Below are 15,072 nucleotides of genomic sequence, written 5' to 3' on the forward strand. Positions count from 1 at the left end.
CGCGTGGGAGCCGGCTTGCTGGCGAATGCGGTGTGTCATTTAACGCATCAATGTCTGTCAGGACGCATTCGCCAGCAAGCCGGCTCCTACAGTTGGTGAGCGTGTCGTAAGCACTACGTCACGGTCACGAGAGCCACGGATTCTCCGCCAGGTGCTTTTGCTGAAACGCGAGAATCTGCTCCCGTTTCTGCAAGGTGCTGCCAATGGCATCCAGCCCTAGAAGCAGGGCGTTCTTCCTCAGCTCATCGATTTTGAACGGTATGACGTGCCCGTCTTGCAGACGAATTTCCTGCGCAGGCAAATCTACTTCGATGTGCGCGCTGTCGGCCTGGCTGATGACTCTGCCCAACGCCTGAACCTGCGCTTCGTCCAACACGATGGTCAGCACGCCGTTACGTTGGCAGTTGTCGTAGAAAATCCCTGCGAAACTGCTGCCGATCAGCGCCCGGATGCCCATTTGCTTGAGGCCCCAGACGGCGTGTTCTCGACTCGACCCACAGCCGAAGTTCGGCCCGGTGACAAGGAATTTCGCGCCTTGCCAGCCCGTCTGATTGAGGATGAAGTCTGGGCTCGGCTCGCCCGACGGCAGAAAGCGCAGGTCGAAGAACAGCCCGCGATCCAGCCCGGCGCGGTCGATGCCTTTGAGAAACTGCTTGGGCATGATCACGTCGGTGTCGGTGTTGGCGGCCAGCATCGGCGCGGCCTTGCCGGTGACTTGAATAAACGGCTGCATCTCAGACACTCCCTTGCAGGCTGCGAACGTCGGTCAGGTGACCGGTGATGGCGGCGGCGGCCACCATGGCCGGGCTCATCAGGTGGGTGCGTGCGCCCGCGCCCTGACGGCCTTCGAAATTGCGGTTGGTGCTGGACGCGCAGCGGTCGCCGGGGGCAAGGACGTCGTCGTTCATCGCCAGGCACATCGAGCAGCCCGATTGCCGCCATTCGAATCCGGCGTCACGAAAAATCGCCGCCAGCCCCTCGGCCTCGGCCTGATCGCGCACAGCAGTGGAGCCGGGGACGATCATCGCGCGCACGTGCTCAGCCACCTGTTTGCCCCGCACGACCCTGGCCGCGTCACGCAGGTCTTCAATTCGGGCATTGGTGCAGGAGCCGATGAAGGCGTGGCTGATGACAATATCGCTTAATGGCATGCCGGGTTTCAGGCCCATGTAGGTCAGGGCGCGTCGCATGTCCTGGCGCAGGATCGGGTCGCCGATGCTTTCTGGATCGGGGACGCTGCCGTTGATCGAGGCGGCCTGATCCGGGCTGGTGCCCCAGGTGACCATGGGTTGCAGGTCGCGGGTATCGAGCTGGACGTCCCGATCAAAGACGGCGTCCGGGTCGCTGTGCAAGTTTTTCCATTTGGCGACAGCCTGCTCCCACAGCTTGCCCTTCGGCGCACGGGGTTTGTCTTTGAGGTAGGCGAAGACCTTCTCGTCCGGCGCCATGAACGCGCCCCGCGCCCCGGCTTCGACGGCCATGTTGCAGATGGTCATGCGCGCCTCGACGCTCAAGGCCGCGATGGTCGAGCCGGTGAATTCGATGGCATAGCCGGTGGCGCCCGACGCGCCGATTTTGCCGATCAGCGCCATGATCAGGTCTTTAGACGTCAACCCGCTGGCGAGCTCGCCCTCGACGATGACGCGCATGGTTTTCAGGCGCTTGTAGACCAGCGTTTGCGAGGCCAGCAGGTGTTCGATCTCCGAGGTACCGATGCCGAAGCCGAACGCCCCCAGCGCGCCGTAGGTGGTGGTGTGGCTGTCTCCTGCGGCGATCACCATGCCCGGCAAGATGAAGCCCTGCTCGGGGGCGATTACGTGTTCGATGCCTTGCCGTTGGTCAAGGACGTCGAACAGCTCGATGCCGAATTTCTCGCAGTTGTCGGCCAGGTATGAGACCTGCAACGCACCCCCCGGATCGGCCATGGCGGCCACCCGCTGCGGCGCGGTGGGGTTGACGTGATCGACCACCGCCAGCGCGGTTTCCGGGCGCCACACGTCACGCCCGGCCTCGCGCAGGCCACTGAATGCCTGCGGGCTGGTGTATTCGTTGATCACCTGGCGGTCGATGTACAGCAGCACATGGCCCTGGTCGTCGAGCGCGCACACGGTGTGCGAGTCGATGTGTTTGTCGTACAGCGTTCTTGCTTGCGTCATGGAAAGGCTCGCTTGGAAGGGATCACGGCCAGACAGGCTGTCGTCGCCATCTTAGGCAGGCGGAGAGGGGCATCAATGGCTGAAGGGTGAGGGCATGGGACATGGATCGTGTTTGATGGGATGCGTGGCAGCTGAATCTGTACAGGGTAGGCGTATCACCACCTGACCTGGGGGAGAGTCTATGCTCGCTGGCAAACCGCATTCGCCAGCGAGCCGGCTCCCACAAGGGTCATGCATAGGTCATGGAATCTGCATGACGTCGTATTCGTGGGCCGGCTTGCTGGCGAATGTGGCGGATCATTCAACACATCAGCGTTTGATCCACTGCATTCGCCAGCGAGCCGGCTCCCACAAGGGTCATGCATAGGTCATGAAATCTGCATCGACGTCGTATTCGTGGAGCCGGGCTGCTGGCGAAGAGGGCGTGCCCGTCGATGCGGATGACAAGGACCCACCGCTTTCGTCCCAGAGTGTGTAAAAACGTCGCGAGCGAAGAGGAGGCAAGGCAAAAACAGGCGCCGAAGCGCCTATGAAGGAGAGCACGTGAAGCGTTTGAACCTCAGAAAATCTGGGTGAAGAACCAGTACAACCCGCCGGAAAGCAGAATCGCCGCGGGCAGGGTCAGGACCCAGGCCATCGCCAGGTTACGCAAGGTGCGCATTTGCAGTCCGGAGCCGTTGGCAACCATGCTGCCCGCCACGCCGGAGGACAGTACGTGAGTGGTCGAGACCGGCAGGCCGTACATGTCCGCCGCGCCAATGGTGACCATGGCCACGACCTCTGCCGACGCGCCTTGGGCGTAGGTCATGTGGGTCTTGCCGATTTTTTCGCCAACGGTCACGACGATGCGTTTCCAACCGACCATGGTGCCCAGCCCTAGCGCGATGGCGACTGCGATCTTCACCCATAACGGGATGAAGCGGGTGGCGGTGTCGATCTGCTGCTTGAACAGGTCCACCTTGCCTTGGGTGTCGGCGTCGAAATGGCCGACCTTGGCCTTGTCCATCAAACGAATGGCCTCGGAGGTCAGGTACATGTCGTTACGCACGTTGGCGGTGGCCTCGGCCGGAACTTTCGACAGCGAACCGTAGCTCGCCACCTGATCGCCGATCTTGCCGGCCATCACGGCCAATGCGGGCACCAGCTCCGGCGTCGGCTGTTTGTCGCGAATGAACGTGGACAGGGTCTGGCGAGAGTCCGCAGGAGCAGGCAGCGGTACGGCTTTGGTCAGCGCCTGTTGGGTGACTTGCGCCACCGCGGCGAACTGCACTGACTGATCGGCAGGCATCGCGCGGTTCAACGCGTAGGCCATCGGCAGGGTGCCGACCAGAATCAGCATGATCAGGCCCATGCCTTTCTGGCCGTCGTTGGAGCCGTGGGCGAAGGACACGCCGGTGCAGGTCAGGATCAGCAGGCCGCGAATCCAGATCGGCGGCGGGGCGCTGCCTTCCGGGGCTTTGTACAGCGCGCGGTTCTTCACGAACATGCGCAGCGCCATCAGCAGCAGCGCCGCGCAGGTGAACCCCACCAGCGGCGAGAGCAGCAGCGAATAACCGATTTTGGTAGCTTGCGACCAGTCCACACCGCTGGTGCCATCGCGGCCATGCATCAGCGCGTTGGCGACGCCAACGCCGATGATCGAGCCGATCAGGGTGTGCGACGAAGACGCTGGCAGGCCCAGCCACCACGTGCCGAGGTTCCAGAGAATGGCGGCGATCAGCAGGGCGAAGATCATCGCGTAACCGGCAGACGAGCCGACTTGCAGGATCAGCTCCACCGGCAGCAGGGCGATGATCCCGAACGCGACCGCACCGCTGGAAAACAGCACGCCGAGAAAGTTGAACGCCCCCGACCAGAGCACCGCGACGTTCGGCGGCAGGGAGTGGGTGTAGATCACCGTGGCCACGGCGTTGGCGGTGTCGTGGAAACCGTTGACGAACTCGAAACCCAGCGCGATCACCAGCGCGACACCAAGGAGGATGAACGGGGTCCAGGTCGTCACCACCGTGCCCAGATCGTCCATGTCCGACTTCAGACTGAACGCGGTGTACAACAGGCCCAGGCCGAGTACGACGAAAAAGATCACCATCGTCAGCATGCTGGGCTTGCGCGCGAACTGAGAACTCAGCCCTGCGCCTTTCAAGGAGCCTTGAGCCAATGTAGGGGTCGCCATGATTCACAATCCTGTTGAGATGGGATAACGCCCATGATCATTTCAAAATGTGACAGAGATGCGACGCAGGTCAGGGATATGGCGGATTTGGGGCGGTAAGGGACGGGTGGTGCTGAAAAAAAGTCCGTTAGCGATAGGGCGCTGCGAAATCGCTGGAAGCGTCTGGATGGTGGGCAGAGGCCGTTGGTCTTGCATCGGTGTACGCATGCTGAAGCGCTGTAGGAAATGCTGGAGACACGGCCGCGGCGACGGCGTCGGGTCAGTCGGTGAAGTGATATTTGACACACCGTCTTCGCGGCCGTCGTGCCTCCGGCTGCTCCTACCGGTTCAGCGCCGAGTCTTGAATGTCGGCACGCCGCCGATCCTGTGGGAGACGCCGGAGGGACGACGGCAGCGATGGCGTCGGTTCAGTCGGTGAAGTGATGTTTGACACACCGTCTTCGCTGCCGTCGTGCCTCCGGCTGCTCCTACCGGTTCAGCGTCGAGCTTTGAATGTCGGTACGCCGCCGATCCTGTAGGAGACGCCGGAGGGACGACGGCAGCGATGGCATCGGGTCGGTCGGTGAGGTGTTATCTGACCCACCGCATTCGCTGCCGTCGTGCCTCCGGCTGCTCCTACAGATTGGGCGCCGAGTCTTGAATGTTGGCACGCCGCCGATCCTGCGGGAGACGCCGGAGGGACGACGGCAGCGATGGCGTTGGGTCAGTCGGCGAAGTGTTATCTGACACACCGCGTTCGCGGCCGTCGTGCCTCCGGCTGCTCCTACCAGTTCAGCGCCGAGTCTTGGATGTGGGTGGCTCAATAATCCCGGCTCTTGCGAAACGCCCAGCGTCCGGCGACGAAGGTGAAGGTCGCCACCAGCAACACCAATATCCAGAAGCCGTGGGGGTCTGTGGCCAACGGAATGCCGCCGACGTTCATGCCGAAGAAGCCCGCGACGATATTGATCGGCAGCGCCAGCACGGTGACCACGGTCAGTGTGAACAGCGTGCGGCTGCTTTGTTCGTTGAGGTTGGCGGCGATTTCTTCCTGCAGCAGCTTGATCCGCTCGCCCAGCGCGGTGAGGTCGCTGATCACCAGCGCCGATTCTTCTGTGGACTGACGCAACTCCTGCAAGTCCTCTTCCAGTAGCCAGTGCGGCGGACGGTGCAGCAGGCGCATCAGCGAGCCCGGCTCCAGCGCCAGCAGCCGTTGCAGGCGCACCAGCACCCGACGCATGGCGCCAAGCTCCGTGCGGTTATTGCTCAGGCGTTGGGAGAGCAGTTGGTCTTCGATCTTGTCGACGCTGATGCTGGTCTTGCGCATGAACTGCGCCAGCACGTCGCTCTGATCGCGCAGCAGGTGTGCCAGCAACTCGAGCGGAGAACGGAAGGTTTCCCCTCGCTTGACCGACGATCGCAGTTGATCCACCGAGCGCAACGGCTGATGCCGTGCCGAAATCATCAGATTGCTGCGCACGCAGACCCACAGCGTGGCGATGTCGGTGGACACCCGGTTGAAGTCGAAGACCACGTCGTTCACCACCGCCAGCAGGGCAGAGTCCACATGTTCGATGCGGGTCGAGCGCGAGCCTTCGTGCAGCGCTTCGAGGAACTCGTCCGGCAATTCCAGGTTGGTTTTCAGCCAGCGTTCGCAACTGGCGTGGGCCAGGTTCAGGTGCAGCCAGATGAATTCGTTTTCGTCGGTCGAATTGCGCAGAGACTCCAGCGCCGTCGCCGCGTCGATTTCTCGGGCGGCTTCATCGGGACGAAAGCGGAATCCGTACAGCAGACCGAACATGTCGGAGTCCTGAGGACGGGCGATGGTGTGATTCATGAAGGCTCGCAGGCGATGGGGCCACTGAAGGCATGGCGCTAGAGCGGCATCATCGCAAGCGGTTTTGACAGTTTTGTGACGATTTGTATCGTTTCATGTTGGGGCGCTGCTGGGGCTGTCAGACCATCTGCAGACGCTGTTTGCGGGTTGGCACAGGCCATGAGGTGTCGAGCAACAATTCGTCGTCCCGCGTCAACTCGATGTCCGCCGCCTGGGCATTCGATTCCAGGTGATGCAGGTTGACGGCCTTAGGGATGGCGATTATGCCGTCCTGCCTGAGCACCCAGGCCAGGCTTATTTGCGCCGGGGTGGCGTTATGGCGCTGGGCAACTTCGAGGATGGCGGGATTCATCAGCAGGTTACCGGCCTGGCCGATGGGGCAGTAGGCCATGAGCGGCATCCCCTCGGTTTCCATCCACGGGAGCAGGTCGTATTCGATGCCGCGCTCTTCGGGGTTGTACAGCACCTGATTGGTGGCGCAGCGTGGGTCATTGAGTTCCAGCAGGTCCGACACGTCGAAGTTCGACACGCCCCAACGGCCGATTTTTCCTGCCTCACGCAGGCGCTCGAAGGCCTCGACAGTTTCATCGAGAGGGTACGAACCGGGCCAGTGCAGCAGATAGAGGTCGATGAAATCGGTGTTCATCCGTTGCAGGCTGCGCTCGCAGGCGGCCGGGATGCCTTTGCGGCTGGCGTTGTGGGGGTAGACCTTGCTGACCAGCACCACCTGATCGCGTTTGCCGGCGATGGCCTCGCCGACCACTTCCTCGGCGCCACCTTCGCCATACATTTCGGCCGTGTCGATCAGCGTCAGCCCTAGCTCGATGCCGTGCCGCAGTGCCTTCACTTCGGCCTGCCGCTGGTGGCGATCCTCACCCATGTGCCACGTGCCCTGACCAATGACGGGAACGGTTTTGTCTGCCAGTTGAAGCGTGCGCATGGGGTGACTCCTGCCGAATGGGTATCGTGAGAATTGAGGCATTTAAAGCAGGACATGGTTCCGGTGGATTTGCCGCTTGCAGGCTAAACAGCAAAATTGGAGCTATACCTCATCTAAGGAGTTCATGTGTAGTTCAGGTAACAACGTCAAGGGATATGGCTGATCCGATTGCGTTCACGCTGACAGATACCAGCCTTTCCCGATGAGATAACGTTGTGGATCTGTGTTTTTCATGGATTTAGCTTCTGAAAAATGGTTCGCCGACGGGAAACGGCGCCAAAGCCTGCAAGACGGCGAACACACCTGAACCTCACAAGGACGTACACATGAAAAAGCCGACATTACTCGGGCTCACCGCTGCTTCATTGGCCAGTATGATCTCCCTTCACGCCTTGGGGCTGGCCCCCTCCACAGACCCCGCAAGTGATCCTCCGAGTTCAGAGCTGCCGGCAGCCCAGGCCTCGCATCAGATCGTATCCGCCGATGTGGCACCGTCGAGCATGTATGTGGCGAATGCTGGGGTTGGAGCGGCTGACTTCACGGTGAAGGCCGATAATTTCTCACCCCCATTGGTGCAAAACTCAGGGGATCAAAGGGCTCAAGGCATGACCGTTGAGACGCTCCGCTGGCGTGCCACGACCTATCCCGGCTACAAAAGCGAGCGAATTCAACTGTGCTATTACCCGCCTGGAACTGCTGTGAACGAGGATCCTGACATTAATGATCCCTTTTGCGTGGGCGTGCTGGGGACCAAAGGTGATTCCAGTCAGTTTGCGGGCAAGCCGTTTGGTCCGGGGGCGCAAGCGCGAATCGTGCATATAACACGCGACGGTCAGAAAAACCCCAAAGCTCCCGACAAGAAACCGGAGGGGACTGATAGCGTGACGTTTGTCTATAAAACGGCGCAGTAGCCGGATCAGGCAGCTGGGGTAGATTTAGATGCCCGTCCGCACGGTATCCTTCGTGAGCAGTGAGCAGTGAGCAGTGAGCAGTGAGCAGTGAGTTTGAGTGCAAGCGGCAAGCGACGAGCGCGGAGGGTGCAGTCTGTGCAATTCCTGTGTAGGAGTGAGCTTGCTCACGAAAGGGCCGGTACATCCGCCGCATGTGTTGTGGCTGATACCCCGCTTTCGTGAGCAAGCTCACTCCCACAGTTGAGTCCGTGTCGGACCTTATTTATGTACCTGGGCCTGCTCTACCTGCCTATTCTCCCAGCCCCCACCCAGCGCCAGGAACAAATCGATCTGCCCCATCGCCACTTGGGTATTGGCCGCCGCCAGTTGCGCGGTGACGTCGGTGTAGGTGCGGGTTGCCTGAAGGTCGGCGAGGAAGGACTCTCGGCCGGCCAGGAAGAAACGGTGGGTCTGGTCGGCGGCCTGTTTGGCGGAGGCTTCGGTGTCGGCCAGGGCGTCGCGACGTTCCAGCAAGGCGGTGTATTGCGAGAGACCGGTCTGGGCTTCACGGATCGCGTTCAACACCACGCCGTCGAAGTGCGCCAGGGCTGCCTGATTCGAGGCTTCGGCCATGTGGATGCGGGCACGCGCGCCGTTGGACGGAAGGGTCCAGTTGATCACGCCGCCAAAGCCCCAGCGGTTGGTCGAAGGGTCACCCAGGTCTTTGAGGATGCCCACGGTGCCGACCGTCGCGCCAATGCTGATGTCTGGATACAGCTCGCCGGTGGCCACGCCAATCGCAGCGCTCGACACCGCCAGCCGCCGTTCGGCCTGACGCACGTCCGGGCGACGCTTGAGCAGCGCGGCGCCATCGCCCACCGGCATCACTTGGGCGATGCGCGGCAGTTCGGCGCAGTCGGCGACGCCTTTCGGCAACTGATTCAGCGGTCGGGCCAGCAGCATCGACAGGCGATACATCGCGGCCCGTTGCGCGGCTTCATAGCGCGGCAGGTCGGCGCGCAAGGATTTGTATTGGGTCTGAGAGCGGGTCACTTGCGTTTCGTCACCGCGTCCGGCATCGCGCATGCGCTGGGTCAGGTTCAGGCTCTGTTGCTGCAACGCCAGCGAATGCAGGGCGATGTTGCGTTCTTCATTGGCCGCGCAGATCTGCGTGTAGGAGCGGACCACGTCAGCCACCAGGGTAATGCGCGCCGTATCGACAGCGGCCTGAGCAGCGTCGGTGCTGGCTTCGGCGGCTTCGATGCCGCGCTGCAACACGCCGAACAGATCGAACTGATACGAGGTGGTCAGGCCAACGTCACCCACGTTGGCCACCGGCACCTTCTCGGGCAGCAGGAACGCCTGCCCGGACTCCTGCAAGCGTTGCGCCCCAGCCTTGGCGCTGTTGGTGAAACCGCCTGCGGCCTGAGCCTCATTGGTCTCATAACGCGCCCGCTGCAAATTGGCCGTGGCGACCCGCAGGTCGGCGCTGGACGCCAGCGCCTGACCGACCAAAGTATCGAGGACCGGGTCGTTGTACAGGCGCCACCAATCGGCGGGGACCGGGGCCGACACCACGTTGGCCGAGCTGCCCGCGATCTCGCCCTGCAAATCGGGGCGATTGACCGTCGCATCTTTTGGCAGCGAGTAGTCAGGACCGACCACCGTGCAGGCCGACAACAGCAGGCCTAAACCGACGGTCAACAGACGCGCGCCGGGTTTCATTGAGCGACTCCTTTATCTGAGGTGTGTGCAGACGCCGGGTCATCGATGATCGAAACGGTCGCGGTACGCCCGGCGATCATGCGGAAGTCGTCGGGCACGTCGTCGAAGGCGATGCGCACCGGGATCCGCTGGGCCAGTCGCACCCAACTGAACGCCGGGTTGACGTTGGGCAACAGATTGGAGCCGCTGCTGCGGTCACGGTCTTCGATGCCCGCGACGATGCTCACGACATGACCGCTCAGGCGGGCGTTGTCGCCGATCACGCGGATGTCGACTTTCGAGCCGATGTGAATGCCGTCCAGCTTGGTTTCTTCGAAATAGCCATCGATGTGATACGAGGCGCTGTCCACCACCGACAGCACCGGGTGTCCGGCGCTGACGAATTCGCGGTCACGGGGCGCGCGGTCGTTGAGGTAGCCGTCCACCGGGCTGCGGATCACCGAACGGTCGAGGTTCAGCTGCGCGGCGTCCACCGCCACCTGCGCCTCGTTCAAGGCCGACAGGGCGCGGGCTTCCCTGGATTGGCTTTCTTCCAACTGCTCGCGGGCCACCAGATTGCCGAGGCTGCGGTTACGTCTGTTTTCGCGTTGGGCCTGTTCCCAGGTTTCCTTGCGGTCGGCCACGGTGGCCTGGGCCTGACGCAGTGCCAGACGGAAGCGGTCCTGGTCGATGGTGAACAGGACCTGGCCCTTGCTGATGGCCTGGTTGTCGCGCACCGAGACTTTTTCGATCAGGCCGGACACGTCCGGGGCGACCTGTATCACGTCGGCGCGAATGTGCCCGTCGCGGGTCCAGGGGGCGTACATGTAATACATCACCATGCGCCAGACGACGACCGCGGCGAGCAGGATGACCAGCAATGTCAGGACCACGCGGCCCAGGGTCAACAGAGGTTTTTTCATTTCATCAGGTATCGACTAAGGGTATCCACGACGCCGAGCAGCAGAGCGTATAGACCGACGTTGAACAAAGCCCGGTGCCAGACCAGGCGGTAGAAGTGGGCACGGGACAGCAGGGCGTGCACCACCAGAAAAATCAGATAGGCGATGCCCATCAGCACCAGAAAGGTCGGCAGGAAAATCCCGCTGATGTCCAGATCACCAATCACAATGGCGCTCCATCGATGCCAAATGGCGGTTGTTCTTCTTGCTCGGCGAGCACGTCGACGATTTCCACGCCCGGCAGCAACGCCAGACGCAGGCCGCTCAAGGCATGCAGCAAGTGCAGGCGCGAGGCGTCTTCGCCCATCCACTCGAAGGTCAGCGAGCGACGTGCGCGGTCCATGGTCATCAACAGGCCTTTGGGGGCAGGCAAACGCTCGCCGGCCTTGAGGCACGCGCGGAAATACCGGCCCACTTCGGTGGTCACCTGGCGCAGCAACTGGCGCGGCACTGCGTGCACCCGTGGCATGTAGGCCAGCAGGTCGAGCATGTTCAGGGCGACCCGCACTTCACGCAGGGCGATGTTGGTGTCCTGAGCGGTGAGGGTCAGCCGGGGCAGGTGCTGCATCAACCGATCAAGCATGCGCACGCCCATTTTCCGGTGCTCGGCCAGGGTCGCGTCTTCGCTCAACGACACGATGTCCCGCCAACTGAAGCGGGTCAGGCGCTTGGCTGCCACTTCGGTGCCGAACGGGCGAACGATCAGGGTCCAGACGAAGGCGAACGCCAGGCCCACCGGACCGGCCAGGTTGGCGTTGACGAAATTCAGGAAGTCGGCGTCGTAGGCGCTCTGAATGCTGATGAACGACGACGTGTTGACGATGGTCAGCAGCGTGCCGAGGTAGAACCTGGGCTGCACGGTGAGGGTGCCGACGCAAATGAACGGCACGGCAAACGCCAGCACCAGCATCGGGAAGTCGTGCAAATTCGGCAGCACCACGAACAGGTACAGGCTGGCGAAGAGGACCGACAGCAGCGTCCAGAAAAAGAAGCGGTAGATCTGCGGCGCCGGGTCGTCCATGGCGGCGAAAAAGCTGCACGCGACTGCCGCCAGGGCCACGGCGCTGGCGCCGTCCTGCCAACCCAGCAGAATCCACAAGACCGAGGCGACAATGATTGCGCTGACCGACGTCGCCACCGAATACAGCATCATGCCCTTGTCGAGGAACGGCGACAGGCGCCCGAGCCGCCAGTGCCGATAGACCGCACGCCACGGGCGGTGATCGTCGGTCTCGATGGCGTGTTGCAGGCTGCGGCAGTCCTGCCACAGATCGATCCATTCGCGCAGGCGAAACAGCACATTGGACAGCAGCAGTTGCCGCCGATCGTCCAGCTGCGCCGAGGTCGGTTGCAGGCGGTCGAGTTCGGCGTGCAGCGCTTCCCAATACCGCACCGGTGCGCCATCGGTGGTCTTCTCCAGCCAGTCGCGGCATTCGAGGATCAGCGGCGCGACATCGGCCACCAGCTCCGGGGTGCGGCGTTCCAGGGCCCAAAGGGCATCGTCGAGGGCATCGATCACGGGCAGCAGATGAATCATCCGCCCGCGCAGTTCCTTGGCATTGCGCACGGTCTGCCGATGAGCCCCTTCGTGGGGTAATTGGCCAATCATCAGCTCCAGGCTGTTGAACGTGCCGACCATGGACGTGCGCAGGGCGCCTACGGTTTCCGGGGTGGCGCTGCGGGAGAGAAACAGGTCGCTGTAGGTCGAAGCGTCCTGAAACCACTTGCCCATGGAGTCGACCAGCACAGGGGCCAGTCGCCGTGGCCAGAACATCGCACCCACCACGGCGGCGCAGACGATGCCGAGCAGAATCTCCTCGGTCCGGGACACGGCGACGTCGAACACCGCTTGTGGGTTGTCCACCACCGGGAAGGAAATCAGCGGCATGGTGTAGCCCGCCAGCATCAGCGCGTAGCTGTTGGCCGTGCGCAAATGCAGCGACAGATAGAGCAGGGTGCCGGTCCACAGCGCGATCACGGTGGCCAGCAGAAAGGGCGTCTGCACGAACATCGGCACCAACACCACTGAAGCCGCCGCCCCAAGAAAGGTGCCGGCTGCGCGGTACAACGCCTTGGAACTGGTGGGCGCGACGAAAGGGCTGGAGACAATGTAGACGGTGGCCATCGCCCAGTAAGGGCGCGGCAATTCGAAGATCAGCGCGATGTACAGCGCGAGCATCGACGCGGCAAAGGTGCGCACGCCGTAGAACCAGTCGCGGGAAGGGGGGACGCCCTGAAAGAAGCCTTTGAACATGCCGCTCACGACGACAGCTCCGGCCCGACGGGGCTGGCTTTGGCGAAGGCGTTGAACACACGCAGGGTGGCCTCGAGATCGGCCGGGTCGATGTCAGCGAACACGTCGCGGCGCAAGCGGATCAGCTCGTCTTCGATGGCGTTCGCGAGCGCACGGCCTTGGTCAGTCAGGCTCAGGGCCTTGGCGCGGCGGTCGGTCGGGTCTTCGGTGCGCTGCACCAGATTGGCCTTGCCCAACTGGTCGAGCAGGCGCACCAGCGAGGGACTTTCAAGGCCACAGGCCTGGGCGACGGTGACCTGACGCACGCCTTCACCCAGGCGCGCGATCATCAATAACGGACCTGCGCAGGCCTCGGACACGCCGTAGTTCACCAGCGTGGTCTGGCAGACGCGGCGCCATTGGCGGGATGCCGCGACCACACCACCGGTGATGTGCATTTGCAGCGAGTCCAGATTCATGAGCGATGCCACTAATTGATTCGACAAAAGATTTGGTTAGGCAGTGAATGATTAGGCGCTGCATTATTAGGTTGCTAACTATTAATATCCGGTAACAATGTTGTTTCGTCAATGGGGAGCTGGCGTGAGGAGATGGATGGCAGGTAGCGCAGGCGGAACACGGTACGTTGGTGATTCGCTTCAGCGGTAGATTCTCATTGGCAATGATGCGTGGCGCAGACAGCCTTGAAGGCTGAGGGTTCAATTTTTATGAGCCGTCTGTCGGTAAATCTGAAGGTTTTTCCAGCGATTTTGAATCATCCTTGGACGACGCTTCCAAAAAAATGGCGCAGTCATCGGAAAGCCAAGCCCCCGGAATCCGCCGCGTTGATCAAAATTTGCGCAATTTGCACGTCAGACCGCGTGATGCCGATGTGATGGCCGAGATTGATTTGTTGCCCCGTTCGGCGGGTTCTTGACAGGTAGGGCCGGTTAAAGATCAACCGGTTCAGCCGATAGCAAAGGCGACAGGAAACAGGGCGCAAACCCCTGTTCTAGAGACCTCCCTTTGCTGGTGCGCGTGCCGCACCCACGAGCGCATCATGATTGACCTTGCCACTTGGAATCTCTCCGTACCCGTGGGTACGCCAGCCACCATCATCGACACGCCGAAGCTCGTCACAGGCTATCAGGACGGCTACTTCCGTTCGGGAGACACGCTGTTTTTCTGGGCACCCGTCACTGGGTCGCGGACCGACAATGCGATCTACCCGCGCACGGAATTGCGCGAAACCTATGCCAGTGGCGCGGTGCACAACTGGACCTACAACCAGGCGGACAATTTCCTGCGCGCCACGTTGACCGTGGATCAAGTGCCCTCGACCGGCAAGATCGTCATCGGCCAGATTCACTGCTACGGCAGCACGGAACCCTTGCTGAAGCTGGAATACCAGTACAAGGAAAAAACCAAGAACGGCAACCTGGTCATCAAGTACCGTGCGACGCCGACGTCGGAGCCGGCCGTGATCCAGCTGGCCACCGGGGTGCTGCTGCAGGAGCGCTTCAACTACACCATCCACCTGACACCCGCAGGCGAGCTCAGCGTCAACGCCCACGACATGCAATGGGGCGCCCGCCTGGACGGAACATGGAACGGCAAACAGCTGTATTTCAAAGCAGGGGTGTACACCCAGGACAACACCGGCTACGCCACCGAAGGCGGGGCGGCGACGTTCTACAAACTGCAGATCAACCACGATAAAAAGGCCTGACGACCCCGGCGAGTTTCAGGCGGCGAGCTCCAAGCGAGATGATCACCTCAGCCCTCCTCAAAATCCGTAGGAGACGCCGGAGGCACGACGGCAGCGACCTGGCGCGCAGCGGCAGCAGAATCTGCGCGTGCGATGTGTGAGGGGTAACGCGGTATCGACAGCGTCAGGTCAGGAAAATCGTTGGCGACCGGTGAGCCGTCATCGCTGCCGTCGTGCCTCCGGCGGCTCCTACAAGGCATTCGGCGTGTCAGAAGACGTGCACGCCTCCAATGCGGTAGCAAGGTGATCACCAAACCCTTGTACACCACATGACCCGTAGGAGACGCCGGAGGCACGACGGCAGCGATCTGGCGCGAAGCGGCAGCAGAATCTGTGCATGTGGTGTGTGAGGGGGAACGCGGTATCGACAGCGTCAGGTCAGGATAATCATTGGCGACCGGTGAGCCGCCATCGCTGCCGTCGTGCCTCC

Annotated in this window: 12 protein-coding genes; 2 read left to right on the forward strand and 10 right to left on the reverse strand. The window is 62.0% G+C overall.

The window, feature by feature from the left end; all coding sequences use genetic code 11:
* Positions 1–124: 124 nt before the first annotated feature.
* The 5 genes from leuD to B3N48_RS10200 all read right to left on the reverse strand — a co-directional run bounded on the left by leuD (position 125) and on the right by B3N48_RS10200 (position 7,085).
* A complete protein-coding gene (gene leuD, locus B3N48_RS10180) occupies positions 125–733 on the reverse strand; it encodes a 3-isopropylmalate dehydratase small subunit (RefSeq protein ID WP_296182895.1) in 609 nt (202 codons plus the stop codon).
* A 1-nt stretch (position 734) separates the two neighbouring features.
* Positions 735–2,156 carry a 3-isopropylmalate dehydratase large subunit gene (gene leuC, locus B3N48_RS10185; RefSeq protein WP_296182898.1) on the reverse strand — a complete coding sequence of 474 codons (1,422 nt, stop codon included), beginning with the start codon at positions 2,154–2,156 and terminating at the stop codon, positions 735–737.
* 559 nt (positions 2,157–2,715) lie between these two features.
* Complete coding sequence (locus tag B3N48_RS10190) at positions 2,716–4,329, reverse strand: inorganic phosphate transporter (protein WP_296182900.1); 1,614 nt, start codon at positions 4,327–4,329, stop codon at positions 2,716–2,718.
* 799 nt (positions 4,330–5,128) lie between these two features.
* A complete protein-coding gene (locus tag B3N48_RS10195; RefSeq protein ID WP_296182905.1) occupies positions 5,129–6,145 on the reverse strand; it encodes a transporter in 1,017 nt (338 codons plus the stop codon).
* A gap of 118 nt (positions 6,146–6,263) precedes the next feature.
* Positions 6,264–7,085, reverse strand: coding sequence for an aldo/keto reductase (locus B3N48_RS10200; RefSeq protein ID WP_296182907.1), 822 nt, complete (start codon positions 7,083–7,085; stop codon positions 6,264–6,266).
* A gap of 326 nt (positions 7,086–7,411) precedes the next feature.
* Here B3N48_RS10200 and B3N48_RS10205 point away from each other — a divergent pair, with 326 nt between their 5' ends.
* Positions 7,412–7,996 carry a hypothetical protein gene (locus B3N48_RS10205; RefSeq protein ID WP_296182909.1) on the forward strand — a complete coding sequence of 195 codons (585 nt, stop codon included), beginning with the start codon at positions 7,412–7,414 and terminating at the stop codon, positions 7,994–7,996.
* Positions 7,997–8,254: 258 nt separating this feature from the next.
* On the opposite strand, the gene B3N48_RS10210 is transcribed toward B3N48_RS10205, so the two are convergent.
* The 5 genes from B3N48_RS10210 to B3N48_RS10230 are packed head-to-tail and all read right to left on the reverse strand — an operon-like array spanning position 8,255 to position 13,353.
* Positions 8,255–9,700: an efflux transporter outer membrane subunit gene (locus B3N48_RS10210; protein WP_296182912.1), complete on the reverse strand. Its 1,446-nt coding sequence runs from the start codon at positions 9,698–9,700 to the stop codon at positions 8,255–8,257.
* A complete protein-coding gene (locus B3N48_RS10215; RefSeq protein WP_296182914.1) occupies positions 9,697–10,602 on the reverse strand; it encodes an HlyD family secretion protein in 906 nt (301 codons plus the stop codon). The genes B3N48_RS10210 and B3N48_RS10215 overlap by 4 nt, the downstream gene beginning before the upstream one ends.
* Positions 10,599–10,808 (reverse strand): DUF1656 domain-containing protein, encoded by a 210-nt coding sequence (locus B3N48_RS10220; protein ID WP_296182917.1) that lies wholly within the window; start codon positions 10,806–10,808, stop codon positions 10,599–10,601. The genes B3N48_RS10215 and B3N48_RS10220 overlap by 4 nt, the downstream gene beginning before the upstream one ends.
* Complete coding sequence (locus B3N48_RS10225) at positions 10,805–12,895, reverse strand: FUSC family protein (RefSeq protein ID WP_296183068.1); 2,091 nt, start codon at positions 12,893–12,895, stop codon at positions 10,805–10,807. Before B3N48_RS10225 ends, B3N48_RS10220 begins: the two co-directional genes overlap by 4 nt.
* 5 nt (positions 12,896–12,900) lie before the next feature.
* Positions 12,901–13,353, reverse strand: coding sequence for a MarR family winged helix-turn-helix transcriptional regulator (locus B3N48_RS10230; RefSeq protein WP_296182919.1), 453 nt, complete (start codon positions 13,351–13,353; stop codon positions 12,901–12,903).
* A 581-nt stretch (positions 13,354–13,934) separates the two neighbouring features.
* On the opposite strand from B3N48_RS10230, the gene B3N48_RS10235 reads away from it, so the two are divergent.
* On the forward strand, positions 13,935–14,603 hold the full coding sequence (locus B3N48_RS10235) for a polysaccharide lyase family 7 protein (RefSeq protein ID WP_296182922.1): 669 nt from the start codon (positions 13,935–13,937) through the stop codon (positions 14,601–14,603).
* Positions 14,604–15,072 lie beyond the last annotated feature (469 nt).

This window comes from Pseudomonas sp. UBA1879, assembly GCF_002338065.1.
In the GTDB taxonomy this organism is placed as follows: domain Bacteria; phylum Pseudomonadota; class Gammaproteobacteria; order Pseudomonadales; family Pseudomonadaceae; genus Aquipseudomonas.

What these genes read in the sequence shown, in the direction of transcription:
- leuD (WP_296182895.1), bottom strand. Translation starts at nt 733, where the DNA reads ATGCAGCCGTTTATTCAAGTCACCGGCAAGGCCGCGCCGATGCTGGCC.
- leuC (WP_296182898.1), bottom strand. Translation starts at nt 2,156, where the DNA reads ATGACGCAAGCAAGAACGCTGTACGACAAACACATCGACTCGCACACC.
- B3N48_RS10190 (WP_296182900.1), bottom strand. Translation starts at nt 4,329, where the DNA reads ATGGCGACCCCTACATTGGCTCAAGGCTCCTTGAAAGGCGCAGGGCTG.
- B3N48_RS10195 (WP_296182905.1), bottom strand. Translation starts at nt 6,145, where the DNA reads ATGAATCACACCATCGCCCGTCCTCAGGACTCCGACATGTTCGGTCTG.
- B3N48_RS10200 (WP_296182907.1), bottom strand. Translation starts at nt 7,085, where the DNA reads ATGCGCACGCTTCAACTGGCAGACAAAACCGTTCCCGTCATTGGTCAG.
- B3N48_RS10205 (WP_296182909.1), top strand. Translation starts at nt 7,412, where the DNA reads ATGAAAAAGCCGACATTACTCGGGCTCACCGCTGCTTCATTGGCCAGT.
- B3N48_RS10210 (WP_296182912.1), bottom strand. Translation starts at nt 9,700, where the DNA reads ATGAAACCCGGCGCGCGTCTGTTGACCGTCGGTTTAGGCCTGCTGTTG.
- B3N48_RS10215 (WP_296182914.1), bottom strand. Translation starts at nt 10,602, where the DNA reads ATGAAAAAACCTCTGTTGACCCTGGGCCGCGTGGTCCTGACATTGCTG.
- B3N48_RS10225 (WP_296183068.1), bottom strand. Translation starts at nt 12,895, where the DNA reads ATGTTCAAAGGCTTCTTTCAGGGCGTCCCCCCTTCCCGCGACTGGTTC.
- B3N48_RS10230 (WP_296182919.1), bottom strand. Translation starts at nt 13,353, where the DNA reads ATGAATCTGGACTCGCTGCAAATGCACATCACCGGTGGTGTGGTCGCG.
- B3N48_RS10235 (WP_296182922.1), top strand. Translation starts at nt 13,935, where the DNA reads ATGATTGACCTTGCCACTTGGAATCTCTCCGTACCCGTGGGTACGCCA.